This is a genomic window from Rhizobium sp. BK313 (assembly GCF_014193655.1).
Taxonomy (GTDB): Bacteria; Pseudomonadota; Alphaproteobacteria; order Rhizobiales; family Rhizobiaceae; genus Rhizobium.
Genome location: NZ_JACHZQ010000009.1, coordinates 43356 through 67292, shown reverse-complemented (window position 1 = coordinate 67292; position 23937 = coordinate 43356). Strand labels below are relative to the sequence as shown.

Below are 23937 nucleotides of genomic sequence, written 5' to 3'. Positions count from 1 at the left end.
ATATCCTTTCACGGGTTGAACTATGATCAGCCTTTGACGCCGCCGGAGACGGCCCCGTAGGCGATGTATTTCTGGACAAACAGAAAGAGGATGAACGTCGGGACCAGGGTAACGGTCGCGGCGGCCATGAGACTCCCCCAATCGGTCGAGTATTGCTGCATGAACATCCTGATGCCGACCGGCAGCGTCATGGCGCTTTGATCTTTCAAGAAGAGGTTCGCGACGAAGAATTCGTTATAGGAAAACAGGAACGAAAAGATCGCGATGGCTGCGAGACCGGGGCCGGACAGCGGCAGGACAATGCGCGCGAAGGCGCCGAATGCCGAGCAGCCGTCAATGAGGGCAGCCTCCTCGAGTTCGCGCGGAATGCTGTCGAAGAACGACCGCGCCATCCAGGTCGCAAAGGGCAGATGGACGACGCTGTAGAGAATGATGACCGAGAGAGGACTATTGATCAGGCCGAGCGAACGGAAGAGCACGAACAGGGGAATGAGCGCCAGGATGATCGGAAACATCTGCACGACGAACAAGGCCTGCGAATAGATCGCCGTTACCGCTCCGCGGTAGCGGGACAGGGCATAGCCTGCCAGCGAGGCGATGGTGGCGCTGACGATCGTGCTGGCGAAGGAAATCAGCATGCTGTTGGAGAGATAGGTCCAGAATGCTGTGCGCTGACTGAGATACAAATAGTTGGCGATCGTCGGCTGCTCGGGGATGAGGCGTCGCGCCGTCATCAGTTGTTCCGTCGTCTGGAACGAGTTGAGCACCATCAGCAGGATAGGCAGATTTATGACCAGCGTGGCGGCCGCGAGCACGACAAACAGAATGCGACGTCGCCTGGCGGAGGTGCGGGGATAAGCCATATCAACGCTCCCTTTGCGCGCGAAGCATGAAGACGATGAGAACCATGAGGATGATGAGGGTCGTAAACGACACCGCCGATCCCATGCCGACATCGTTGCGGCCAAAGGTGTAGCGGTAGGCAAGCAGCACCAGGTTCTCAGTGGCGTTCGCCGGACCCCCCTGCGTCAGCAGCCACGGCGTATCGAAATCGTTGACCGTCCAGATGGTCATGAGCAGGCACAGGACGATCGAAATGTTCTTGAGCTGCGGCATGGTGATGTAGATGAACGACTTCCATCGTGAGGCGCCATCGATCGCCGCTGCTTCATAAAGCGTCCTGTCGAGCCCCTGGATCGCGGCCAGCAGCGACAGCATCATGAAGGGGAAGCTTCGCCAAATCTTGATGACGATGACGACGGCGATAGCCCATCCGGCATCGCTCAGGAAGAAGATGGGACTGCCGCCGAAGGCGCGTATGATCTGGTTTGCCAGGGCGTTCTGATCGGCAATCAGCCACCGCCAGCTAACGATCGACACGATCGAGGGCACGATCCATGGCAACAGAAGAGCGACCCGGAAGAAACCGCGAAACGGCAATTCCTCGTTCATCAGCAGCGCCAGACCGAGCCCGAGCGCATAGCAGCCAATCACGTTGAACAGCGCAAAGATCAGGCTGAACAGCAGGGCGTTGCGAAAATCGGGGGCGGCCAGCAAGTCGATGTAATTTTCGAGGCCGATGAAATCGCCCTGCTTCAGCATCGTACTGTCGGTAAAACCATAGAGGAAGCCCAGGATCATCGGATAGGCAATGACACCGACGATCATTGCCACCGAGGGCGCGAGCAGGAGATAGGGAAAGCTGTTGGACGACTTCAACCAAGCCCCGACGCCGGTGCGTCGGGGGTGGATGCCGTCGTACACCCGTGGTGGTGCGACGGACATGGTCTTATCCCTTGACGACAGATTTCAGTCTGGCCTCTGCGGTGTCGAGGACACTGTTCAGGTCTTTGCCCTGCCAAAGCTCCTGGGCAAACGACTGCATCACCCCTTCACCTTCGAGATCGTTCAACGACGGAAAGATTCCCGACGCATTGGTGGCGGTTGTTTTTCCGGTCGGGATGTAGTTGGCGATCACATAGGATAGCGGCTGGTTGTTTGTGAAATAGGCATCGGCCGATATCGACTTGCGTGCCGGGATCTGCCCGCATTTGCCTTTCGACCACAGCGGCGTCTGGTTCTTGGACCACCATTTCAGGAAAGTTTTGACTTCATCGGGATGCTGGGTCTGCTGGTAGATCATGATATTGTTGACCCAGAAGATCGTTCCCTTGTCACCGTGCTTGCCCGCAAGCGGTTCGACGATGCCGATCTTGCCTGCGGCGTCGCCGGCCTGTGCGATCGCCCCCGGGCCATCCAGCATGAAGGCTGCCTCACCACGGTAGAAGGCGGCGCGACGGTCATCGCTGCTATAGCCCGTGCTCGCCGGACTGACCGAGCCGTCCTTGACCATGTCGGCGAGCGCCTGGAAAGCTTCCATGTTGCGCTCGCTGCGGAGATCGAGCTTGCGATCCTTGTCGAACAGGCCGCCGCCATTGTTCAGGATGGCGTTGTAGAGATAGTGCGATCCGCCGGTGTCGCCGGAAGCGACGATCCCGTATTTCCCATCCTTGGTTAAGGTCTTGGCCGCAGCGCGGAGCTCATCCCAGGATTTCGGCGGTTTGACACCGGCCTGTTCGAGCAGATCCTTGCGATAGAACCAGACGCGGATGTCGAGTCCCCACGGCAGGGCGACGTACTTATCCTCATAGCGCAAGGTGTCGATCGTATTGGGCAGAAAGTCGTCGGCTTCTCCCGAGCCTTTGATCTCACTGATATAGTCGTCCATGGGACGGATCGCGCCCTGGTCATAAAGCTGCACTGCCTGATAACCGGCTCCTGTGGAGATATCGGGTGCGGTGCCGGAGCCGATCGCGGTGACAAATGTCTGATACCAGTCGGACCACGGGATCGAACGGTAGGTCACCTCTATCGACGGGTTTTCGCTGTTGAATTTCTGGACGAGCTCTTTTGCAGCGTCGATATATTCCGGCGGCCCCCATATCATGTCCCAGAAATTCAGTTTGACCTTTTCCTGTGCGAGCAGAGGAAATGGAGATGCTGCGACGAACATGGTTGCTGCCGCCGAGGCCATCAATTGGCGGCGCGTCAAGGCAATGCGATTGAAATTTGTCACGATGGTTCCTCCCAATTGTGCAAATCAAGCTTCGGTCTTCGTTATGCTCCTCCCGACCTCCTTTGCCGGCTTCAATCAGTTCTTACGAACCGGACCTGTCGAATCGCGAACGATAAGATGGGTCGGAAGTGCGATGTGCTGCGGCGTGATGGTGGGATCGTCTATCGCCGCAAGCGCGTATTGAACTGCCGTCCGCCCAAGTTCCTCCATCGGCTGGGCAACAGTCGTCAGCCGTGGCGCCAACATCGGCGCCAGCGTGTCGTCGTAGCCGACAACGGAAATATCATCGGGAATCCGAAGCCGCGCTTCATAGAGCGCCCGCATCGCACCCGCCGCGATGATGTCGCATCCGGTGAATATCGCCGTCGGCCTGTCTGCCAATTGCAGCAGCGCTTGGGTATCGCGATAGCCGACGACATTTTCCCCCCGCTCGTCCCTCACGATGTAGTGGCCAAGACGGATCAGCGCGGGATCCGGCGCGACTCCGGCTTCGGAGAGGACATGCAGATAGGCGTCCAGCCGTTCTTCCTCGACAGATCTCTCTCGACTGACCGACCTGCGGTTGAGCAAGGCATCCCCGCCAATGAATGCGATACGGCGATGACCAAGGCCGACGAGGTGCCGCATGGCGGCTTCCGCGCCCGGGCGATTGTCCACCAGAACGGAATGGGTATTGCTCGACCGGTCCCGCTCGATCTGAACGATCGGCATCCTGGCCTTGTGCAGGAGGTCGAGATTGCGCGCATCGAGAGCGTAGGTGAAAATCACCGCATCGACCTGACGCTCTATGAAGCGTTCGATGCCCTGACGTTCATGTTCCATTGTTTCGTCCTGATTATACAGGAAGACCTTGTAACCAACCGACAATGCCTGTTGCTCGACGCTGCGAGCCACATGCGCGAAAAACGGATTGTCTGTGATCCCGAGCGCCATGTGCCCGATCGTAAAGCTGCGCTTGGCGCGCAGGCCGCGGGCGAGCACATTCGGACGATATCCGAGCAGCCGCGCAGACTCCTCGACGCGGGCTTTGGCTTCCTTTGCGACATAGCCCTTCTCGCTCAAGGCCCGCGCCACCGTAGCGCGGGAAACCCCGGCGTGGCTGGCAATGTCTGAAAGGGTAACGGACTTGTCGCTCATGTCGCTGATGCCAGAAATGCGATGGATTTATCGGAGTGTGATATCGATCTCACATTTTGGCAAGAGATATTGTGAGATCGATATCACTTTTTGTCAGCGTGACTCTTATCCCGCCGGGACGGCCAGGGTTTGGGAGCTACGCTTCACGTGTCGGTGCAATGTGGGGATGCAGGCGCGGCCCATCTGGTCACAGTCTGACATTGTCGCGTAGGAACTCCAGAAGCGCGCGGACGCGCGCCGGCAGCGGTCCGCCCTGGCCGATGTAGACAGCATAAAACTCCTCGATATCGCCTGGGTTGAGCTCTTCGAGAATGGCCACCAAACGGCCCGCATCGATATCCGCTTTGACTGTGAACGCCGTAAGCCGTGCGACGCCGGCACCCGCAAGCGCGAGATGGCGCATGGCTTCGCCATCGCCGACCTGCAGGCCCGGCATACCGGGAATTGTCACTGTTTCGCTGCCGCTCCGCACGGGCCAGTCTTCGATGGCGCGAGAATAGGAAAAGCCGATCCTGCAGTGCTTTTCGAGCTCGACGATTGATTTCGGAGCACCGTGGCGGCGGAGATAGTCCGGCGAGGCCACGATGATCTTGCGCGCGGCACCGAGTTTGCGAACGATCAGGCTCGAATTCTTGAGCGGACCGGTTCGAATTGCAACATCGGCCCGCTCCTCCATCAAATCCACGACCCTGTCGGTGTGAAGGATATCGAGCGAGACGGCGGGATGCAGCGCCATGAAGGAGGGAATGAGCGGCGCCAGCACATGATTGCCGAAGGAACCGCTGGTGTTGATGCGGATACGTCCCGCAGCCTGCTCACCGGCTGAAGCGTAGCGCTCGGCCTCGGCAATATCTGCGAGGATGGTAACGCTGCGCTCATAGAAAGCGCATCCTTCCGGCGTCAGTTGCAGGCGCCTCGTCGAGCGGTTGACAAGGCGTGCGCCCAGTCGGGTTTCCAGACGGCTCACCAATTTGCTGACAGCCGACGGCGTCATGCGGCAGGCTGCCGCCGCGGCGGTGAAGCCGCCGAGTTCGACGGCGCGCACGAAGACTTCCATCTCGCCCGAGCGATTAGTGTCCTGTCGGCTCATGATGAATTCAAATCACAAATGAGTTTCGTCTAGGCAATCTATATCATGCTAAGGGGAGCGTCTATCTCTGTTGAAACGACAGGAGACAGATCAATGGAATACAGAAATCTCGGCGCATCCGGCCTGAGGGTGCCGGTGTTGAGCTTTGGAGCGGGCACATTCGGCGGCAGCGGCCCGCTGTTCGGCGCCTGGGGGACAACGGATGCGACGGAGGCACGGCGTCTCGTCGATATCTGCCTCGAAGCCGGCGTCAATCTCTTCGATACAGCTGATGTCTACTCTGCAGGGGCATCCGAAGAGGTGCTAGGCCAGGCGATCCGGGGCCGGCGGGATGCCGTGCTGATCTCGACCAAGACCGCACTTCCGACCGGTGACGGACCAGGCGATTGGGGCACGTCACGCTCGCGGCTGGTCAAATCTGTCGAGGATGCCCTGCGCCGTCTCGGCACGGACTATATCGATCTGCTGCAATTGCACGCCTTCGATGCCTCGACACCGGTCGAGGAAACGCTCTCTACGCTCGATCGTCTCGTAACAGCGGGAAAGCTTCGCTATATCGGCGCCTCCAATTTCGGAGGCTGGGAGCTGATGAAATCGCTGGCCGTCTCGGAAAGGCATGCCTATCCGCGCTACGTGGCGCATCAGGTCTACTACTCGCTTGCCGGCCGCGACTACGAGTGGGAGCTGATGCCGCTTGCCGCTAACCAGAATGTCGGCGCACTGGCGTGGAGCCCGCTCGCATGGGGCCGGCTGACGGGCAAGATCCGTCGTGGCCAAGCGCTCCCGGAGAAAAGCCGCCTGCACGACACCGCGGCCTACGGCCCACCGGTCGATGACGAGAAGCTCTTCGACATTGTCGGGGCGCTGGATGGTATCGCGACCGAGACGGGCAAGACGGTACCGCAGATCGCCATCAATTGGCTTGTCAGCCGACCGACCGTTTCAAGCGTCATCATTGGCGCGCGCAACGAGGAACAGTTGCGGCAAAATCTCGGTGCAGTCGGCTGGTCGCTGACGAAGGAGCAGACCGACAAGTTGGATCGGGCCAGTTCGGTGACGGCACCCTATCCCTATTTCCCCTACAGGCGCCAGGAAGGGTTTGCCAAATTGAATCCGCCGCTTGTTTGAAGTTTTTGCTTAACAATAAGATTCTTATATATCATATTGGTAAAACAGAATTTCTAAATGTATCGGAAAGCCAAATTTCAACGGCTTTCCCGATGCATTCTCACCGCATCGCCAAACGTCTGGAATAGGGCACGGTTCACGGGATTGGTTTGCGGGTCGTATTCGGCATGCCATTGCACGCCGAGCGCAAAACCCCGGGCATCTTTGAACCGGATCGCCTCGATCGTACCATCCTCGGCAATTCCCTCTGCGACGACGCGCTCGCCGAGCTCGAGAATGCCTTGTCCGTGAAGCGAGTTTACCCGGATTATATCCCGGCCAAAAATGCGTGCGAACACTCCGTCAGGGACAAGCCGGACATCGTGGCGGTCGGCAAAAACCACCTCCATATCAGGGTGGATTTCGCCATTCTCCAGGCGCGGCATCCGATGGTTCATACGTCCGGGCAATTCCCGAATTTCGGGATGCAGCGATCCGCCGGCAGCAACATTCATTTCCTGAAAACCACGGCATATGCCGAAGACCGGTAAACCTTGCGCAACGCAGGCTGCGATCAACGGCAGCGCCACGGCGTCACGATCCTCGTCATACGGTTCATGCTTGGGATCCGGCGCGGTGTTGAAATGGGTTGGATGCACGTTGGCCCTTGCACCTGTCAGCAGCACACCGTCGACGCTCGCCAGCAAGTCCGGAATGTCGGTGAGTTCCGGATTGCCGGCAAACATCAGCGGCAATGCGCCGGCAACCTCGGCTATGGCCCGAAGATTATTTTCTCCAACCTGTTGGGCGGAAATTCGGTTCTCCACGAAGCGAGTGTTCCCGATTACGCCGATCACAGGTCTCGTCATTCTGATCTCACCCTTAAGCCACGCCAGCCACGCCGAAATCATTAGGCTCATCTGCGAGGTCAATCGACCTCATCGCCGATCATGCGGCGAAGTCGAAATCGGTTCCCGACTTGGCAGGCTCTGTTATCACAACGGATATCCTTTGCACCGACGAAGGCGCAAGAACTATCGCGGCCTCAAAGTCAAATACACAATTTCCAGATCTGAACAGAGCGGCGATGAGCGACAGGGGGCAAATCGGGACTTTGCCTTAAGGCATTTGAGAGAGCTCGATTGTGGGCTCACTGGTTTATGTCCGATGGGATGGTGCCCGGAGCGGACAGCGTCCATTTCGCCCGCCGAATTGCGTCCAGTGCGATCACCGTCAGTACGACCGCGGCCAGAATGAGAAGGTAGCCACCGACGGCGCGATAGACAACGACGCCCAGAATGCCGCCGATCAGGAAGGCAGCAATTGTGTATAGGTGCAACCGGAGCTTGGTCAGGTTGTGCCGAGCCTCGGCCTTGGGCTCGCGTCCGCATAAAATATCGAAGGCAATCCCGAGCTCGATTCCGAGATCGGTGGCCATCCCGGACACATGCGTAGTACGCACGCGGGCATCCGAAATGCGGGTGACGACGGCATTCTGCACGCCCATCAGGAAAGCAAGGCCGAGAATAAGAACCGGCACGCGCCAGGTGGCCAGCAGCCAGAGATCCGCGAAGCCGAGAAGGGCGAGCAGCGCCGCTTCGGTCAGAATGCTGTAGGCATAAATGGCATGGACGTCACGGCGACGTCCTTCATTGACGATCAGTGTCGACACCGCCGCACCGAGCACGAATGCCACCACGATCCCGCCATAGAACAGCGCGGAGAGCCATTGGCCAATGGCGAGATGATCGGAGAGCGTGGAGACGTTGCCCGTCATGTTGGCGGAGAAGAAGCCGACGGCGTAGAAAGCCGACGCGTTCAGCGCGCCGGCGATCGCGGCAAGCGAAGCCGCAAGCCCGCGGTCGATCTTTTCGTTACGATGAGAACCCTGTCTTACGAGCATGTGGCGTGAGCTATCGGCGTGACGGCATCGGAACAGCCGCGAGGATGGGATTGTTGTTTAGGCGCGTTTTCGTTGCTTTGCGGGGATAGCTTACTCCGAGGCGCCACTTTTTCACAAGTGACCGTTCCTGTCGGCGATCAGAAGTTTGCTGGCGGATGAGGTCTCGCAATGGTTTGGGGATACGGCTGCCACGGAGGCATCCGTATCCCCCAAGTCAAAAATCTCAGCGCGGCGTTACATCGAAGCCGAACCATTTTTGCGAGAGCTTCGCGATTGTCCCGTCGGCCTTGGCGGCGGCAATGGCGTCGTTGAACATTGCTTTCAGTTCCGGATCGGTCTTGCGCAGGCCGACGGAGCTGCCGCGTCCGAGCAGGCCGCCCTGGAAGCGCGGACCGGTCAGCACGAAGTCCTCGTTGCCGGGCTTGGTGGCGGCTGTCGACAGGTAAGCGGTCGAGGCCATGATCAGGTCGACGCGGCCGGCCTTGAGGTCGAGGTCGTGCTGTTCAGTCGTCTTGTATTCCTGAATGGTGACGACGTCCTTCAGATATTTCTGCAGGAAGGTCTCGGCAATTGAGGCCGTTTGCACGCCGATGGTCTTGCCCTTCAGCATGGGTTCGAGCTGCTTAAGCGCATCGATCGCGCCTTGTTCGTTCGATGCGAGCGAGAAGACCTGGTCCTTCAGCGCCAATTGCGCCAGCGGATCGGACTTCAGCGTGGCGAAAGTCTGCCCGGTCGTGCCGTAGGAATCACTGAAGGCAATGACTTCCTCGCGCTTCGGCGTCGCCGACATGCCCGAAATAATGGCGTCGAACTTGCCGGCCTGCAGCGCCGGGATCATACCGTCGAAGGACTGGACGACGGTCGTGCATTCCACCTTCATGTGGGCGCAGAGATATTTGATCAGGTCGATTTCGTAGCCATCCAGCGTGCCGTCCGACTTGGTGAAGTTCCACGGGCGGAATTCACCTTCGGTGGCGATCGTCACGTGCGTCCATTTCTTGTCCTCCGCATGTGCGACGGTGGACGCGAAGACAAGCGTTAAAACGCTGAGAGCTTTCAGCAGAAACCCTATGTATTTCATTGTCATTGTTCCCTTTTTTGTTGTCGGATGGTTGGCTTATTTGGAAATAAACTGGCGGAAGCGCTCCGATTTCGAGCCGGCGAAAACCTCATGCGGCTCGCCGTCTTCTTCGATCAGTCCCTTGTGGACGAAGATCACACGGCTGGAGACGTCGCGGGCAAAACTCATCTCGTGCGTGACGATGAGCATGGTGCGTCCCTCCTCTGCGAGCCCGCGCATGACGCGCAGGACCTCGCCCACCAATTCCGGATCGAGCGCGGATGTCGGCTCGTCGAACAGCATCACCTTCGGCCGCATGGCAAGTGCGCGGGCGATGGCGGCGCGCTGCTGCTGTCCACCGGAAAGATGCGAAGGATAATGGTTGCGTTTGTCGACGATGCCCACTTTGGCAAGCAGTGCCTCCGCCTCCTCGACGCATTCCGCTTTAGAGCGGCGCTGCACATGGATAGGGGCTTCGATGATGTTTTCCAAAACGGTCTTGTGGCTCCAGAGGTTGAAGCTCTGGAAGACCATGCCAAGCCTGGAGCGGATGCGATCCACTTGCCGGCGATCGGCCGGGTGCATGCCCTTCCGGCCGGACTGCATGTGGATGGTTTCACCGGCTACCGTGATGTCGCCGGAATCGGGCATTTCCAACATGTTGATGCAGCGAAGGAAGGTCGATTTACCTGATCCGGACGAGCCGAGAATGGAGACGACGTCGCCTTCCTGGGCGTCAAGCGATATGCCCTTGAGGACTTCGACCGGGCCGAAGCTCTTGTGCAGGTTCCTGACGCTCAGCGCGGGAGCCGTATCGGTCATGGCGCATCTCCTTCGGTGGTCGATACGAGAAAGGGTCGCGGCTGACGCAGATGCGGGCTCAGCCAATATTCGAGCAGTTGGACGAGGCGGGTGAGCAGGAAGTTGATGGCAAGATAGATCGCACCCGCAACGACGAAGACCTCGATGGCGCGATAGGTCTCCGAGATGATCTTGGCCGCAACGCCGGTCACCTCCATCAATGTTATGATGGAAGCAAGCGAGGTCGCCTTGACCATCGAGATCATTTCATTGCCATAGCCCGGAAGCGCCTGGCGGATGGCGAGTGGGAGGATGATGCGGCGAAACTGCATGAAGCGCCCCATGCCGCAGGCACGCGCCGCCTCGACCTGGCCATGCGGAACCGACAGCAGACCGCCGCGAATGATCTCGCTGGCATAGGCGGCGGTATTCAACGTGAGGGCCAGGACGGCGCACCAATAGGGTTGGCGCAGGATCGGCCAGAGAATGCTATGACGCACTGCCGGGAATTGACCGAGGCCGTAGTAGATCAAGAATATCTGCACGAGCAGTGGCGTGCCGCGGAAGATGAAGACATAAAAGCGCGCGAACCAGTCGAGGGCCGCAACGCCTGTCAGACGCGCCATGGCGAGCGCCAGCGCCAGTACTGCGCCGAAGAGGATCGACAGGCCGGCGAGCGAAAGCGTCAGCGGGATGGCCGCGATCAGGCTGACGAAGGTTTCGCTGAGGAAGTTCCAGTCCATTAGGCCCTCCTGACGCCGCGGTTGAAGTAGCGTTCCGCCTGACGCATCAGCTCGCCTGAAATCGTCGATATGGCCAGATAAAGGAGCCCGGCGATCAGGTAGAAATCGAAAGGCAGGCCGGTGGAGCCGGCGCCGACCTGCGCCTGGCGCAGCAGTTCCGCAACGCCGGTGATCGAGACGAGGGCGGATTCCTTCAGCACCACCTGCCAGACATTGCCGAGACCGGGTAGTGCGTGCCGTAGGGTCAACGGTGCGACGATGCGCCGGAAGCGCAGCCAGCGCGACATGCCGCAGGCGATCGCCGCCTCGATCTCGCCGCGGTGCACGGCTTTGAAGGCGCCGCGAAAAACTTCCGTCTGCTGCGCACCCGATGTGATCCCGACCGCCAGTGCGCCCGCCAGGAATCCTGGAAAGCCGATAAAACCCTCCGCACCAAACAGGCGCCCGACAGCCGTTACCGCCGTGCTGCCGCCGAAATAGAGAAGGTAGATAACCAGTAGGTCGGGAATGCCGCGCAAGACGGTCGTATAGGTATCGGCGGCAACGCGGGTGGCACGGCCACCCGAAACCTTGGCCCAGGAGCCGAAGCCGCCGATGACGATGCCGATGGCATAGCCGGCAATCGCGATGAGAATGGTCATCCAGGCGCCGGCAAGCAAGGCTTTCGCCCAGCCGTCGGGTCCGAAGCTCAGAATGTCGAAGAAACCCGGCTGATTCATTGTCGAACCAGTCGGACGCTGGGGGTCAAGACAGGGATTGGAATTGACATATCCATGATCTCGCTTGTGGAGGATGCCTTCCGGCCGGGCTCATATCCTGCAAAGCCAGTTCCTGCACGCCGGCGAGCGCCGTCATGATCGGAAATGGCTGCCGGACGGAAAATGCCTCAGTTCGTTCCGAAGGTCGGCGTCAGGTCAAGCTTGCTCCACTTTTCGGAGAGCGTCTTGATGGTGCCGGCCTTAGCCGCGTCCTCAATTGCGGCATCGAACTTCGCCTTCAAGTCGGTCTCGCCCTTGCGCATGCCGATGGCGACTTCCGTTGCCAGCATGGCGCCCTTCATCAGTGGGCCGGACATTTCCAGGTCTTCGTTTCCGGGTTTGGCAAGCGCCGTCATGCCGTAGACACCACTGTCGAAGCCGGCATCGATGCGGCCAGCCTTGAGGTCGAGATCGCGCTCGCCCGAGTTCTGATAGGAACGGACACTGACATTGCTGCCGAAATAGGCGTTGATGAGCTGTTCCTGGCTGGTCGACTGCACGACGCCGATGGTCTTACCCTTCAGTTTGTCGGCGATCTCAGCCATGATCGGATCTGCCGCCGCCTTGTCATTGAGGTTCAGGCGTTTGCCGGTGTCGGGCAGCTCGTCGACCGTGCCGCCCTTCAGCAACAGGAAGGATGCGACGCCGCTGGCATAAGGCACGGTGAAATCCACGACCTGCTTGCGCTTCTCATTGATGCCGAGGGTCATGATGAGATCGTATTTCCCGGCGTTGAGGCCGGGGATCATGCCGGCCCAATCGCCGGCGATCAGCTCGCATTCGACCTTGGCGCGAGCACATAGGTCGTTGATGAGATCGACATCCAGCCCGGCGAGCTTGCCGCTGGAATTCATGAGATTCCACGGAGGAAAGGCACCTTCGATGCCGACCTTGACATGGGTCCAATCCTTGGCATTCGCGGCGACAGGTGTGAAAGCAAGGGCAACGGCAATGGCCGTCAGGATAAATTTCTTCCTCATTTTTCATTCCCCTTTTCGGTGCGGCGTCGTTGCCGCCGGTTGTGTAGAGCGTTGTCCGCCCCTTGTCGGTTTCGTTAGTCGAGAGCGCCCTTGAGGACGGCATTGGCTTCGCGCAGCGCATGCGCGATGCGATTGCGGGTCTGACGCGCATGAACGGCATAAAAGGCCGTGTCTTCCGAATGGGCCGGCAGCCGCGCAAGTTCCCGTATGCCATCGAGCGACGGCCAAGGCGCGTGCGGCAGAGCGGAATCCGGATGGAAGCGTTCGCCGCTGGTGTAGTTGAGCGGCACTAGCAGACGCGATGCGCGCATCAGGGCTGCGTTTATCCGTTCTGCCGCAGCCTCTATCGCGCCGGCCGAATGCTGTGTCAGCGCCGTCGCCCACCGCTCGAGGTCTGCGGTTGAGGTTCGAAGCGCGCCGATATCCAGCCGCCCGGAGAGGTCTTTATCCAGACGCGCAAGCTCGTCGCCGAGCGACCGCGCATAGACCGCATAGTCGAAGGGTAGGACCTGAGCCGTCAGCAGGCGGTGCAGCACCAAAAGGATGATGCGCGTGTCACGGACGAGGTTGTCCGGGTCGATATGCTCGGCGGTGTCGTGTGGCGTATGCCACCACCAGCCGAGCGCCGTCAGCATCTTGACCGGGGAAGGGGGCTGGTGGCTGAGGCTGCCGAACATGGAGGGAATGCCGACGCCCCAGAAGGATTGGTCGGCGGCGCGGCCATGGCGCCGACCGGCATGTTTCTGGCCCGATACGGCTTCGATCGCTTCGGCCGCAACGAACCGCAATTCGTCGATGACGCCGGAATTGGTCAGCACGGTCGCGCCTTCGCCGCCGGTGGAGTCGACATTCACATGGGCGACGCAACGGCGGTCGAGTTCGTCGAAATACTCGTCGGCATACCAGGCCGAGCCGGAATAGCGGCCATGCGAATGACCCGACCAGAAGCAGATGCGCAGCCCACGCTTCCAATCCTGTCGCCCGGCGGCCAGCAATCGCGCCGCTTCGAGCATGGTTGCATTGGCGCCGCCATTGTCCATAACGCCGAAATGCCAGGTGTCATGATGGCCGGAGAAGAGGACGAAGGGGGCATCTTCGGCGCTGCTGTTCGGACCGAGTTCGGCAACGAGGATGGGCGTCTTACGCCAGCCGGTATCGACTTCGGTTTCGATCGAGGCGCGGATCGTCTTGCCGCCGGCGAGCCGTTTGTGAAGACGGTCGCCATCTTCCAGTGCGATCGTGCAGATGGCCGTCGTCGGGAGCTTGTTGCGCGTATGCTGCGAGGGACTTCCCCAGACGGGCGAGACGCACATTTCGTAGAGATGTTCGTTGGGGCTGATATGGATCTGCCCGATGGCACCGGCAGCACTTGCAAGTGCTGCCACCTCCTCGGTCGCGATGCCGTCGACAAGCACGATCTTGCCGCGGACATCCAGGCTGGAGAAGTCAGCTTCATGTCCTTCGCCAACACGGATCAGTTCGGCATCGATACCGCCGACCGGTGTCGATATGGACATGGAATGGGTGATGCAGCGCAGAGCCTTGCCATCGATCTCCACCCCGGCTTTGCCCGGCAGGCTAATGAAGGCATCGTGGGATAGCAGCCGCGTGCGATAGCCGTAAGCGTCCATTTCAGCCTGGAGATAGCGGAAGCTCTCCAGTTCCTCGGCAGTTCCCGAGAGCTTTACGCGCCGGGAGAATTCGCGGATATGCGCCATCAGGCGGTTGGTATCGGGCTGCAGGCCGCCGTCAGGCATTGTTCTTCTCCGGCAGCGGCGGCTCGACGTCGTCGGGGATCGGATTGACGAAAGGGGTGCCGTCGAGACGGGCCTTGTGATCCGCCTTGGCCGCTTCGATAAGAGCTGGATCGCTGATGAGATCGAGGGTGGTGCTCGCCATGATCTTTGCTGCATGCTCCATGCCCTTATGAGCAGCGGGCAGCTTTCCCTGCGCGACAAGCTGCCAGGAATGGCCGGGTGTGCCGATGGCATAGGTGGCGCCGCGCATCTGCACAGTGGGCACCACCCAGCTCACCGTTCCGACATCCGTCGAGCCGACCAGGGTGCCGTCGCCGGCATCAAGCGGGAAGACGATGTCGCAAAGCCCCTTGTTCTTCTTCGGCTTCAGGCCGAAGCGGCCGTAGGAGGCGGAGATATCCTCCGCGCTAAAGGTTTCCTGGAATTTGCGTGCCGTCTCTTCATCGGCGCTGTCGAAGGCCGGCGGCCCGAGCCTTTCGAGATTGGCAAACATCAGCTCTTCCAGCGGCGTGTTGCCGACCAGATTAGCATCGCCGCTGATGATCTCGCTGCGCACGGTGGTCTCGGTCATCAGGGCGGCACCTTCGGCAACCTTCTTGACGCGCGCGACGAGGCTCAACAGTTCGGGGAGCGTGCGAGCGCGTACCAGATAGCGCACCGTCGCCCGCGCCTGTACGACATTGGGTGCTGCGCCGCCGGCATCGGTGATTGCGTAGTGAATCCGTGCCGTCGACGGCATATGCTCTCGCATATAGTTGACGCCGACATTCATCAGCTCCACGGCGTCAAGCGCGCTGCGGCCAAGATGCGGTGTTGCGGCGGCATGCGATGCGCGGCCGGAAAAATGGAAATTGATCTCGTTGCAGGCAAGCGAGATCGGATTGTTGACACCGGCAAAGGCGGCCGGATGCCAGGAAATAGCGATGTCGACGTCGTCGAATACGCCGGCGCGCACCATGAAGCCCTTGGACGAGCCGCCTTCTTCCGCGGGGCAGCCATAATAGCGAACCCGTCCTTTCAGGCCGTTTGCAGCCAGGAAATCCTTGACCGCGGCGGCGGCAAGCATCGAACCCGATCCGAGCAGATTGTGACCGCAGCCATGGCCATTGCCGCCAGCGACGAGCGGTTGCTCCTCGGCAATCCCGGCTTCCTGGCTGAGACCGGGAAGGGCGTCGAATTCGCCGAGGATCGCAATCACAGGACCGCCTTCGCCGGCTTCACCCATAACGGCCGTTGGCAGCCCAGCAACGTTGCGCTGAACGCGGAAGCCTTCCTGCTCGAGGAGAAGTGCGTGCTCGGCCGAGGAGCGGAATTCCTCATAATTGGTTTCCGGCATGCCCCAGATGCGATCGCTGAGATCAAAGAAAGCCTGGCGTTTTTCTTCGACCGTATCCCAGATTTCTGATGAGTTTTTCATGGCGTTTCGATGAGGCTCGGATTATAGAGTTACCAAAATTGGCGCCAATTTAGGGTACAAAAATTTTTTGCGCAATATATCGGCATGGATATTTTTTCATCAGCGGGAGCTTTCGGTGCGTTGTGTACGACCGGCTACAGAAGTCCATGCCAACGTGATATCGATCGCAGCTAGAGTGGCAGGGGAATTGAGATGAGCGATGTCGGATTGAAGAGCGGCGAGACGGTTGTCGAAGACGAGGCAACCCGTGATGTCACCGATTTCATTCTCCAGGATATCCTCGGGGGATTGCTCCCTCCCGGAACTTGGCTCAAGCAGATCGATCTTGAAAAGCGCTACGGGTGTACGCGGCCGGAAGTGCGCCGCGCACTGGACCGGCTGGCGCAGAAGCGGCTTGTCGAACACGTGCCCAACCGGGGCTATCATGTCTATGAGCCGGACGGCCGCCGTGCCGCCGAAGTCAGCGATATCCGCGTGATATTGGAGACGGCGATTGCCGGCGAAATCGTCCAGAACGCTTCGCCCGAGAGCATCCGGAAACTACGCGCTCTGGCCAAGCGGTTTGATGAGATGATTCTCCTCGGCACCATGCTGGAGCTTTACGAAGCCAATCTTGCCTTCCACCGCGAATTGCTGACGCTCGGCGGCAACAGGGAATTGGTGGAACTGATCACCGAGATCCGCCAGCGCACCTCTTCCGCGCCGGTTTCGCAATGGCGCACCCGTGCGCGCGTCGAACAGTCAGGGCGGGAGCATCATCTGATGATCGATGCCATTGATGCCGGGGATGTCGAAGAATTGAAACGTCTGACGATACGCCACATCCGCCAATCCTAAGGTCCTCACGGACACCATCATCCAAAGATTGGCGCCTCAACTTTCGACCTTGAATTTCTCCAACGCGGCGTGGTTGAGGTCGAAACCGAGGCCGGGGCGCGTCGGAGCGCTGATGGAGCCGTCGGCGTTCACCTCGAGTTGCTGGTGGAACATCGCGTCCTTCAGACGATTGAGGCTGTTGTCGTAATATTCGACGATCAGCCCGTTCGGCACGGCGGCAACCAGATGGACGTGGATTTCCTGGTCGCCGTGCGGCGCAACCGGGATATGGTTGGCATCGGCATAGTGGGCGCATTTTTGCCATTCGGTGATGCCGCCGAGAATCTGCGCGTCGGCGTTGAGCACGTCTGCCGCGCCCGCGGTGATCAGGTCGCGGAAACCGGTGATGGTATATTCGTTTTCGCCGAGCGCGATCGGAATATCCGTCCTGCGAACGAGGTCAGCAGCACCGGCATTGTCTTCCGGCGAAAGCGGCTCCTCGAACCAGAAACAACCGCGTTCTTCGAGAAAACGAGCCATCTTCAGGGCGTCCAGGCGGTTATAGGCATTGTTGGCATCGGTGAGGACCGAAACACCGGGGCCGACGGCTTCGATGACCGCATCGACCCGGGCGAAATCCTCATCCAGCGGCACGGCGCCGATCTTCATCTTGATTGCCTTGGCGCCTTTTGCCGCCTTGTCCGAAACTTCCTTCTGCAGGCCGTCGAGGCCTTTGCCCTTGCCGTAGTAGCCGCCCGCGATATAGGCCGGCACCGTATCGCGATAGCCGCCCAGCATCTGATGAACGGATCGGCCGCATTCCTTGCCGATAGCGTCCCAGACGGCGATATCGACGGCGCTCTGGGCGCGGGTTTCGAGGCCGCGACGGCCGAACAGCTTCGGCTGATAGATGAGTTTCCAGATCCGCTCGGTGTTGAGCGGCTGACCGACGACGAGCTGCGCTATTTCCCGCAGAGCCTCGTAGACGATCTTGCCACCATGCGTCCATCCGAGGCCCACGATCCCGGATCTGGTCTCCAGCTCGACAACCACGATTTGCGTATGGGTGTAGGTATAAAGGCCGTTGGTGATTGGTTCGTCATAGGGTGCGGCATAGGCGGTGACGCGGGCAGATTTGATGGTCATGAAATCCTCTTGAGCTCTTATAAGGTCGTCAAAGGGTTTGGCCCGGAATGCCGTGGGATGGCTGTGTTCCGCTTTGCGGCGCGATGTCAGACGTGAACCTGTGCGTCTCCGCCATCTTCGCCAAAAGGCGGTCGCGCGCCGCGCTGACGTGATCGAACACGGCGTCGCCCGCGGCTTTAGGATCCTTTCGTTCGAGGGCCACGACCATTTTTTCATGCTCGGCGATGACAATTTCGTAAACGTCGGGCGTATAGCCGCCGAAGCCGTCGCCAACACTGCGCACAACGCGCGTTCGTCCCTCCAGAATGAGCTCGGCTTCGGGATTGCGGGCGATGGCATAGATCCGCTTGTGGAATTTGACGTTCTCAAGCGCAGCAGGCACCCCGCCGCCGCTGCGGATCAACGCGGACAGGTTCTCATGCAACTCTCTGATGTCGCGAATGTCCTCATCGGTCGCCAGTTCCGCCGCCCGATGCGCGAGCAGAGATTCGATGCCGACACGGATGTCGTAGATATTGCGGATGTAATCCTCGGTCACTGATTCGATCTTGAAGCCGCGATGGGCGAGCGAGATCAGGATGCCTTCACCCTCCAACTGACGCAGCGCTTCCCGGATCGGCATATGGCTGACGCCGTAGCGCGTTGTCAGCGTGTCGATGGTCAGATGCATGCCGGGCAAGAATTCTCCTGAGACCAGATCGGCCACGATCGCCCGTTTGACACGCAGATAAACCGGTTCATTGAGCGGGGGTATGCTGGCCAAACTCTTGGAACTCACCCTCATCAATCACTCCTTTTGTTGCTCGCAGGCTGGATCATAGACGAATAGTCGGGCTCTTGCACGAAATCCTATATTTGCGCAAATCTTCCGATCGAGCGTTGACTCATCCTATATTTGCGCAAATATAGGATAGCAAGTGGCGATAGGAGAGGAGCCTGTCGCCTTGTCAGGGAGGAATGCGAATGACGACCGACAATAATGGCGTGCCCGGATTCCGTCGGGAGATTTCCCGGCGACATTTGCTTCAACTGGGTGCAATAGGCGCTGCTGCCGCCGCGATTCCCTTTTCCGGCCGCGCTCTGGCCCAAGCAGCGCCGGACGCCGATCTGATCGCCGCCGCCAAGGCCGAGGGAACGCTAACCTATTATCATACGACCGCGATCGACATCACGGCGACCTGGACGTCGGCCTTCACCAAGAAATATGGCATCACGACACAGAATGTCCGCGGTCCGAGCTATCCGCTCTTCGATCGGTGGCTGACGGAGGAGCGCGTCGGCCAGCACATTGCCGATGTCATCCAGATCACGGATACGGTGCTCATCGAATCCGCCCATGATGAGGGGTTGATCGGCGAATATACGCCTCCCTCCGGCGCTGGCATTCGTCCGTCGATGAAAAAGGAAGGCATCTGGTACACCATCTTCGTCAACGCGATGGGGATTGCCTGGAATTCTCAAAAGGTCACGCCGGAAGAAGACAAATTGATCCGCGAAGGCGGCTGGCAGGCCCTGACCGATCCGCGTTGGACAGGCCGAATGGCCACCTCGACGCCGGCATCCGGGGGCAGCAGCTATTCCTTCGTCTATATGTTTCTAGGCGGCAAGCGCGACCAGTTCGGTCCTGCTTATGAGGCCAAGATCGCTGCTTTGAAACCGCAGATCTATGAAAGCAAGTCGCCGATGTATGACCGGGTCGGCGCTGGCGAACATGCGATTGTCGATCAGGCGTCGCAGAGCGATATGGGCAATCTCTATCTCAAGGGCGCGCCGATCCGCTGGATTTTTCCGTCGCCGACGCCGGCCAATCTCACTGTTCAGGCGATTTCCGCCCATGCGCCACACTCCAACGCGGCGAAACTCTTTCAGGAGTGGGCCGCAAGTCAGGAGGGGCAGGCCGAGTGGTTCAAGCTCTCCGGCGTTGCGTCTGCGCGCGAAGATACCGTCGATGGCCGCAAAGCGAACAAGGGCGACTGGTACAAGGAGGATTGGTATGCCGACCCCGCGGACCTGTACCTCGATTACCTGAACGATCCCGGCTACGTCGATCCGGCCAAACCCATCATCGCCGAATGGAACCAGATTTTCGGACGGTGAGGTAGCGACGTGTCGATATCGCAAACACAAGCGCAGGTCATCCCGGCCGGTCGCTCCGAGCGCTTGCGGAGCCGGCGCGGGCTGGCTCTGCCGCTGGCGCTCGGCATTTTGCTGACCGTACTGGTGCTGCTGCCGATCCTGTTGATGTTCCTCGGCGCGATGCGGACGGGAACCTTTGTCGATCCGCGCGCACAGTTTTCCCCGAGGAGCCTGCAGACCGTCTATACGACGCTGCCATATCTGAAGACGCTTGCCGTCACCATCGGCGCGTCGCTTCTCGTTTCGCTGATCGCCTGCCTTGTCGGGATCGCACTTGCCTGGCTGCTGTCGCGGACAGACATCCGGGCGCGGGGCTTCATGGAGCAATGCGTGATTGCGCCGCTCTATCTATCGCCCTTCGTCGGGGCTCTCGCCTGGCTGATCCTGGCCTCGCCGAACGCGGGCTTGCTCAATGTTATGGCTCGCGACCTCCTCGGCATCCAGGGCGCCGTGATCAATGTCGTCAGCGCCACGGGCGTCATTCTGATCATGGCCCTCTACAATGTGCCTTATGCCTATATGACGGTGTCCTCGGCGCTGAAGGGCATGGATCCCTCGATGGAGGAGGCGTCCTATCTGAACGGTGCCGGCACGTTTACGACGGCCTATAAGATCACGCTTCCGATCGTCCGCCCGGCCATCATCTCGGCCTTCTTCTTTGTTTTCGTGCTGACCTGCGGCACCTTTTCCATCCCGGCCGCGCTCGGCGGCACGCAGGCTATGCCGTTCCTCGCCGTCGATATCTACCGCGCCGTCGCCACTTTTCCGCTCGATTATTCGCGGGCGGCGGCGATCGGAACGCTGCTTTTCTGGATATCGCTGATTGGCGTGGCTTTCTATCGCTTTGCCTCGCGGGTTGCGACGCGTTTCGTCACGGTGACCGCAAGGGGGTATCGTACCAGGCTTGTCCGGCTTCGCGGCTGGCAGTTCGCCGCGCTGCTCTTTATCTTGGCCTACGTCGTGCTTGCGATCATCCTGCCTTACCTGGCGCTGCTCTATGTCGCCTTCACCAGCTTCACCTCGTCGTCGATCCTCGAAGCCCACTTCACGCTTGCCAATTTCAGGGCGGTTCTCGGATCGGTTTCCGTTCAGCAGTCAATCTGGAACACGCTGCTGGTCGGCATCCTGTCTCCCACGTTTTGTGTCGCGCTCGGCATCGTCCTTGCCTATGCGGTTCGCCGCCTGCGGGTGAGGGGCGGCGATATTCTCGACTATATCGCGATGTTTCCGATCGCGGTGCCGGGCATCGTCTTCGGCACCGGCATCTTTTGGACCTATTTGATGACGCCGGCCTATGGAACGATCTGGATCCTCGTGATCGCTTTTGTGGCGTCCTACATCCCCTTTGCCTACCGGATGATCGACACGTCGATGATCCAGATAGACAAGTCGCTGGAAGAGGCATCGTCCGTCTGCGGAGGGTCGCATTGGCACACGGCGCGCAAGATCACTTTCGTGTTGATCAAGCCGGGCGTGCTGTCAGCCTGGATCCTGGTCTTCATTTTCTCGATCCGTGAGATCAGCGCAGCGATACTGCTGGCATCACCGAGCAACAAGGTGCTGTCGGTCATGTCCTGGGACTACCTCGAATTCGGCAATGTCCAGAACGCCACCATCATCGGCCTCCTGCAAACCGCGATCCTTGGCGCCGGTATTTTCATCGGGCGTTTCGTGCTGCGCGTGAAGCTGTCGCAGGCCACCTAAGAGGAGGAAGTCTCATGGCTAGGCTGAGGGTCGAAGATCTTGTTGTGGCGTATGGCGCCGTGATCGCCGTCCGCGATATTTCCTTCACGGTCGAGGACGGTGAATTCGTCTCACTGCTCGGTCCGAGTGGTTGCGGCAAGACGACAACGTTGCGATGCATCGCCGGTCTCGAAGGTTCCTCCGGCGGAACCATCCGCCTGGGCGAAGCGACTATGGCAGCGGACGGCCGTGATGTACCGCCCGACAAGCGGGGCATCAACATGGTCTTCCAGTCCTATGCGGTCTGGCCGCATATGTCGGTCTTCGAGAACGTCGCCTATGGGCTGCGCATCCGTCGCGAGCCCGCTGCCGATATTGAGAGGAAAGTCGGCGAGGCACTCAAACTCGTCGGCCTTGACGGCTTTGCCGACCGCTACGGAACGGAGCTGAGCGGCGGGCAGCAGCAGCGCGTGGCGCTTGCCCGCGCCGTCGTCACCTCGCCGCGGCTGTTGTTGTTCGATGAGCCCTTGAGCAATCTCGATGCCGGCCTGCGTGACCGCATGCGCTTCGAATTGGTGGAACTGCAGCGCCGGCTGGGCCAGACTTCGCTTTACGTCACCCATGATCAGTCCGAAGCGATGCTGATGAGCGATCGCATCATCCTGATGAAGGACGGACGGATCATGCAGTCGGGCACGCCGCGCGACCTTTACGAGCGGCCGGCCAGCCGGTTCGCTGCCGAATTCATCGGTAATGCCAACATCGTTGAAGCCGAAGTCGTTCGCTCCGCCGGCGATCGTACGGCGCAGGTGGCACTCCCCGGCGGCGTAACCGTGGAAGGGCATTTTTCACGCGGACAAGACGCCCGTGCGTCAGGTGCGGTTCTTGCCTGCATCCGGGCCGAAAGCATCAGCCGTATCCCCGGCGACGAGACCGGCGCGAATTGCTTCGATGCGCGCATCGAATCCCTCGGTTTCCTTGGCCCGCTCGTGACATGCAGTTTGCGGTTGGGCGAAGTGACGCTGCGCGCCGAACTGCCGGCGCGCCGGCCTCCCGCAATCGGCGAAACCATCCGGATCCGGATCGAACCCGACGACGTCATCATCATCTCGGAACATTGAGCCGCACGCCTTTGCGGACGAAACGGCACGAAAGGATTTGCACATGCGCATCGAAAGCATCGAAAGCATTTTTATCGACAAATATTTCTTCGTCGAAATCCGCACGGATAACGGATTGGTCGGTCTGGGTGAGGGCGGCGCCTGGGGGTTTCACGAGGCGACGGCCGGCGCGGTGACCCGCTTCAAGGATTACCTCCTGGGCGAGGACCCGCTGCGCATCGAACATCACTGGCAATATATGTATCGCTGGGCGCATTTCCGTGGCTCGGCGATCATGGCAGCAATCAGCGCCATCGATATCGCTCTTTGGGACATCGCCGGCAAGCACTTCGAAGCCCCGGTACACGCTCTTCTTGGTGGCAAGGTACGCGACAAGGCGCGCGCATACTACCATGTCTTCGGAGAGACCAAGGAGGAGCTTTTCGCTGGCATCGAGGATGCCAAAAAAATGGGTTTTACCGCCGTCGGTCACCTGACGCCCTTTCTTGATTCCCGCCGCGAGGTACCCTTTTTCCAGACGCATGCGCAGAAGATCGGCGACGCCATTGATACGGTGCGCGAATATCGCAGGATTGCCGGTCGTGACATGGATCTCTGCATTGAGATCCATCGACGAATGGTTCCTTTCGAGGCTGTTCAGCTTGGCAGGGGTATCGAGGAGTTCCTGCCGCTGTTCATGGAAGATCCGGTCACGCCCGATAATCTCGATGAAATGGCCTATGTCGCCGACAAGATCGGCATTCCGATTGCGACCGGCGAGCGCATGACGTCGCTGTGGGAGTTCCAGATGCTTCTGGCGCGGAATGCCGTACAGATGGTTCGCCCCGATGTCTGCATCGTCGGCGGCATTTCCGGCGCCCGCAAGATCGCGGCCCTTGCTGAGGCGTCGCATGTCGGTGTCGTGCCACACAATCCGTTGAGCGCAGTGTCGACGGCCGCGTGCCTCCAGATTGCGGCGACTGCGCCGAACTTCGTGCTGCAGGAATTCCCGAACGATACATGGGACGTCACGGATAAGCGCCCGGACACGGACAGTTTCCTCGCCGGCGCCTCGCAACATGACGGTGAGGGCTTTCTGACGATCAGCGACGAACCGGGCATCGGCATCACTCTGCGGCCGGATGCGGCACAGAAATATCCGTATCGCCCCCGAAAGATGCACACCCGTCTTCATGTCGACGGCTCGGTCGTCGATCAATAATGGAG

General features: G+C 59.8%; 22 protein-coding genes. 6 read left to right on the top strand and 16 right to left on the bottom strand.

What is annotated here, in order from left to right; all coding sequences use genetic code 11:
- Window positions 1–26: 26 nt before the first annotated feature.
- The 5 genes from FHT86_RS32715 to FHT86_RS32695 form a co-directional block, all read right to left on the bottom strand.
- Window positions 27–863 (bottom strand): carbohydrate ABC transporter permease, encoded by an 837-nt coding sequence (locus FHT86_RS32715; protein ID WP_133711082.1) that lies wholly within the window; start codon window positions 861–863, stop codon window positions 27–29.
- 1 nt (window position 864) lies between these two features.
- The gene (locus FHT86_RS32710; protein ID WP_133711081.1) at window positions 865–1785 is read right to left on the bottom strand and encodes a carbohydrate ABC transporter permease; all 921 of its coding nucleotides are present in this window, start codon (window positions 1783–1785) and stop codon (window positions 865–867) included.
- Window positions 1786–1789: 4 nt separating this feature from the next.
- Window positions 1790–3076: a sugar ABC transporter substrate-binding protein gene (locus tag FHT86_RS32705; RefSeq protein ID WP_312862616.1), complete on the bottom strand. Its 1287-nt coding sequence runs from the start codon at window positions 3074–3076 to the stop codon at window positions 1790–1792.
- A 75-nt stretch (window positions 3077–3151) separates the two neighbouring features.
- The gene (locus FHT86_RS32700) at window positions 3152–4213 is read right to left on the bottom strand and encodes a LacI family DNA-binding transcriptional regulator (RefSeq protein WP_133711080.1); all 1062 of its coding nucleotides are present in this window, start codon (window positions 4211–4213) and stop codon (window positions 3152–3154) included.
- A gap of 187 nt (window positions 4214–4400) precedes the next feature.
- Entirely contained in the window at window positions 4401–5303 is a 903-nt protein-coding gene (locus tag FHT86_RS32695; protein WP_133711079.1) for a LysR family transcriptional regulator, read from the bottom strand.
- Window positions 5304–5396: 93 nt separating this feature from the next.
- Between FHT86_RS32695 and FHT86_RS32690 the strand changes: the two genes are divergently transcribed.
- On the top strand, window positions 5397–6431 hold the full coding sequence (locus tag FHT86_RS32690; RefSeq protein WP_133711078.1) for an aldo/keto reductase: 1035 nt from the start codon (window positions 5397–5399) through the stop codon (window positions 6429–6431).
- A 77-nt stretch (window positions 6432–6508) separates the two neighbouring features.
- Here FHT86_RS32690 and FHT86_RS32685 read toward each other — a convergent pair whose 3' ends face one another.
- From FHT86_RS32685 to FHT86_RS32645, 9 genes are all read right to left on the bottom strand, one after another.
- The gene (locus tag FHT86_RS32685; RefSeq protein ID WP_133711077.1) at window positions 6509–7279 is read right to left on the bottom strand and encodes a gamma-glutamyl-gamma-aminobutyrate hydrolase family protein; all 771 of its coding nucleotides are present in this window, start codon (window positions 7277–7279) and stop codon (window positions 6509–6511) included.
- A 281-nt stretch (window positions 7280–7560) separates the two neighbouring features.
- Window positions 7561–8313, bottom strand: a complete 753-nt coding sequence (locus FHT86_RS32680; protein ID WP_133711076.1) for a YoaK family protein — start codon at window positions 8311–8313, stop codon at window positions 7561–7563.
- A 223-nt stretch (window positions 8314–8536) separates the two neighbouring features.
- Window positions 8537–9394 carry a transporter substrate-binding domain-containing protein gene (locus FHT86_RS32675; protein WP_133711075.1) on the bottom strand — a complete coding sequence of 286 codons (858 nt, stop codon included), beginning with the start codon at window positions 9392–9394 and terminating at the stop codon, window positions 8537–8539.
- A 36-nt stretch (window positions 9395–9430) separates the two neighbouring features.
- Complete coding sequence (locus FHT86_RS32670; protein WP_133711074.1) at window positions 9431–10195, bottom strand: ABC transporter ATP-binding protein; 765 nt, start codon at window positions 10193–10195, stop codon at window positions 9431–9433.
- On the bottom strand, window positions 10192–10917 hold the full coding sequence (locus tag FHT86_RS32665) for an ABC transporter permease (RefSeq protein WP_133711073.1): 726 nt from the start codon (window positions 10915–10917) through the stop codon (window positions 10192–10194). The genes FHT86_RS32670 and FHT86_RS32665 overlap by 4 nt, the downstream gene beginning before the upstream one ends.
- The gene (locus FHT86_RS32660; protein ID WP_133711072.1) at window positions 10917–11636 is read right to left on the bottom strand and encodes an ABC transporter permease; all 720 of its coding nucleotides are present in this window, start codon (window positions 11634–11636) and stop codon (window positions 10917–10919) included. The genes FHT86_RS32665 and FHT86_RS32660 overlap by 1 nt, the downstream gene beginning before the upstream one ends.
- Before the next feature lie 167 nt (window positions 11637–11803).
- Complete coding sequence (locus tag FHT86_RS32655) at window positions 11804–12655, bottom strand: transporter substrate-binding domain-containing protein (RefSeq protein ID WP_133711071.1); 852 nt, start codon at window positions 12653–12655, stop codon at window positions 11804–11806.
- Window positions 12656–12729: 74 nt separating this feature from the next.
- Entirely contained in the window at window positions 12730–14412 is a 1683-nt protein-coding gene (locus FHT86_RS32650; protein ID WP_133711070.1) for a M28 family peptidase, read from the bottom strand.
- Window positions 14405–15829: a M20 family metallopeptidase gene (locus FHT86_RS32645; RefSeq protein ID WP_133711069.1), complete on the bottom strand. Its 1425-nt coding sequence runs from the start codon at window positions 15827–15829 to the stop codon at window positions 14405–14407. Before FHT86_RS32645 ends, FHT86_RS32650 begins: the two co-directional genes overlap by 8 nt.
- A gap of 192 nt (window positions 15830–16021) precedes the next feature.
- Here FHT86_RS32645 and FHT86_RS32640 point away from each other — a divergent pair, with 192 nt between their 5' ends.
- The gene (locus FHT86_RS32640) at window positions 16022–16666 is read left to right on the top strand and encodes a GntR family transcriptional regulator (protein ID WP_133711068.1); all 645 of its coding nucleotides are present in this window, start codon (window positions 16022–16024) and stop codon (window positions 16664–16666) included.
- A gap of 36 nt (window positions 16667–16702) precedes the next feature.
- On the opposite strand, the gene FHT86_RS32635 is transcribed toward FHT86_RS32640, so the two are convergent.
- Window positions 16703–17791, bottom strand: coding sequence for a mandelate racemase/muconate lactonizing enzyme family protein (locus FHT86_RS32635; protein WP_133711067.1), 1089 nt, complete (start codon window positions 17789–17791; stop codon window positions 16703–16705).
- A 28-nt stretch (window positions 17792–17819) separates the two neighbouring features.
- Complete coding sequence (locus FHT86_RS32630; protein WP_133711066.1) at window positions 17820–18575, bottom strand: GntR family transcriptional regulator; 756 nt, start codon at window positions 18573–18575, stop codon at window positions 17820–17822.
- 179 nt (window positions 18576–18754) lie between these two features.
- Between FHT86_RS32630 and FHT86_RS32625 the strand changes: the two genes are divergently transcribed.
- Genes FHT86_RS32625 through FHT86_RS32610 form a run of 4 tightly spaced genes read left to right on the top strand, consistent with a single transcriptional unit; the run spans window position 18755 to window position 23932 of the window.
- A complete protein-coding gene (locus tag FHT86_RS32625) occupies window positions 18755–19888 on the top strand; it encodes an ABC transporter substrate-binding protein (protein ID WP_166657001.1) in 1134 nt (377 codons plus the stop codon).
- 9 nt (window positions 19889–19897) lie between these two features.
- Window positions 19898–21631, top strand: coding sequence for an ABC transporter permease (locus tag FHT86_RS32620; RefSeq protein WP_133711064.1), 1734 nt, complete (start codon window positions 19898–19900; stop codon window positions 21629–21631).
- A 14-nt stretch (window positions 21632–21645) separates the two neighbouring features.
- Window positions 21646–22731: an ABC transporter ATP-binding protein gene (locus FHT86_RS32615; protein WP_133711063.1), complete on the top strand. Its 1086-nt coding sequence runs from the start codon at window positions 21646–21648 to the stop codon at window positions 22729–22731.
- A gap of 43 nt (window positions 22732–22774) precedes the next feature.
- Window positions 22775–23932 (top strand): mandelate racemase/muconate lactonizing enzyme family protein, encoded by a 1158-nt coding sequence (locus FHT86_RS32610; RefSeq protein ID WP_133711062.1) that lies wholly within the window; start codon window positions 22775–22777, stop codon window positions 23930–23932.
- The last annotated feature ends 5 nt before the right edge of the window (window positions 23933–23937 follow it).

Bases quoted from the DNA above. Each gene is read 5' to 3' on its own strand.
- FHT86_RS32635 (WP_133711067.1), bottom strand. From the start codon at position 17,791: ATGACCATCAAATCTGCCCGCGTCACCGCCTATGCCGCACCCTATGAC.
- FHT86_RS32675 (WP_133711075.1), bottom strand. From the start codon at position 9,394: ATGAAATACATAGGGTTTCTGCTGAAAGCTCTCAGCGTTTTAACGCTT.
- FHT86_RS32615 (WP_133711063.1), top strand. From the start codon at position 21,646: ATGGCTAGGCTGAGGGTCGAAGATCTTGTTGTGGCGTATGGCGCCGTG.
- FHT86_RS32685 (WP_133711077.1), bottom strand. From the start codon at position 7,279: ATGACGAGACCTGTGATCGGCGTAATCGGGAACACTCGCTTCGTGGAG.
- FHT86_RS32700 (WP_133711080.1), bottom strand. From the start codon at position 4,213: ATGAGCGACAAGTCCGTTACCCTTTCAGACATTGCCAGCCACGCCGGG.
- FHT86_RS32695 (WP_133711079.1), bottom strand. From the start codon at position 5,303: ATGAGCCGACAGGACACTAATCGCTCGGGCGAGATGGAAGTCTTCGTG.
- FHT86_RS32670 (WP_133711074.1), bottom strand. From the start codon at position 10,195: ATGACCGATACGGCTCCCGCGCTGAGCGTCAGGAACCTGCACAAGAGC.
- FHT86_RS32665 (WP_133711073.1), bottom strand. From the start codon at position 10,917: ATGGACTGGAACTTCCTCAGCGAAACCTTCGTCAGCCTGATCGCGGCC.
- FHT86_RS32680 (WP_133711076.1), bottom strand. From the start codon at position 8,313: ATGCTCGTAAGACAGGGTTCTCATCGTAACGAAAAGATCGACCGCGGG.
- FHT86_RS32640 (WP_133711068.1), top strand. From the start codon at position 16,022: ATGAGCGATGTCGGATTGAAGAGCGGCGAGACGGTTGTCGAAGACGAG.
- FHT86_RS32690 (WP_133711078.1), top strand. From the start codon at position 5,397: ATGGAATACAGAAATCTCGGCGCATCCGGCCTGAGGGTGCCGGTGTTG.
- FHT86_RS32625 (WP_166657001.1), top strand. From the start codon at position 18,755: ATGACGACCGACAATAATGGCGTGCCCGGATTCCGTCGGGAGATTTCC.
- FHT86_RS32660 (WP_133711072.1), bottom strand. From the start codon at position 11,636: ATGAATCAGCCGGGTTTCTTCGACATTCTGAGCTTCGGACCCGACGGC.
- FHT86_RS32610 (WP_133711062.1), top strand. From the start codon at position 22,775: ATGCGCATCGAAAGCATCGAAAGCATTTTTATCGACAAATATTTCTTC.
- FHT86_RS32630 (WP_133711066.1), bottom strand. From the start codon at position 18,575: ATGAGGGTGAGTTCCAAGAGTTTGGCCAGCATACCCCCGCTCAATGAA.
- FHT86_RS32645 (WP_133711069.1), bottom strand. From the start codon at position 15,829: ATGAAAAACTCATCAGAAATCTGGGATACGGTCGAAGAAAAACGCCAG.
- FHT86_RS32655 (WP_133711071.1), bottom strand. From the start codon at position 12,655: ATGAGGAAGAAATTTATCCTGACGGCCATTGCCGTTGCCCTTGCTTTC.
- FHT86_RS32715 (WP_133711082.1), bottom strand. From the start codon at position 863: ATGGCTTATCCCCGCACCTCCGCCAGGCGACGTCGCATTCTGTTTGTC.
- FHT86_RS32710 (WP_133711081.1), bottom strand. From the start codon at position 1,785: ATGTCCGTCGCACCACCACGGGTGTACGACGGCATCCACCCCCGACGC.
- FHT86_RS32650 (WP_133711070.1), bottom strand. From the start codon at position 14,412: ATGCCTGACGGCGGCCTGCAGCCCGATACCAACCGCCTGATGGCGCAT.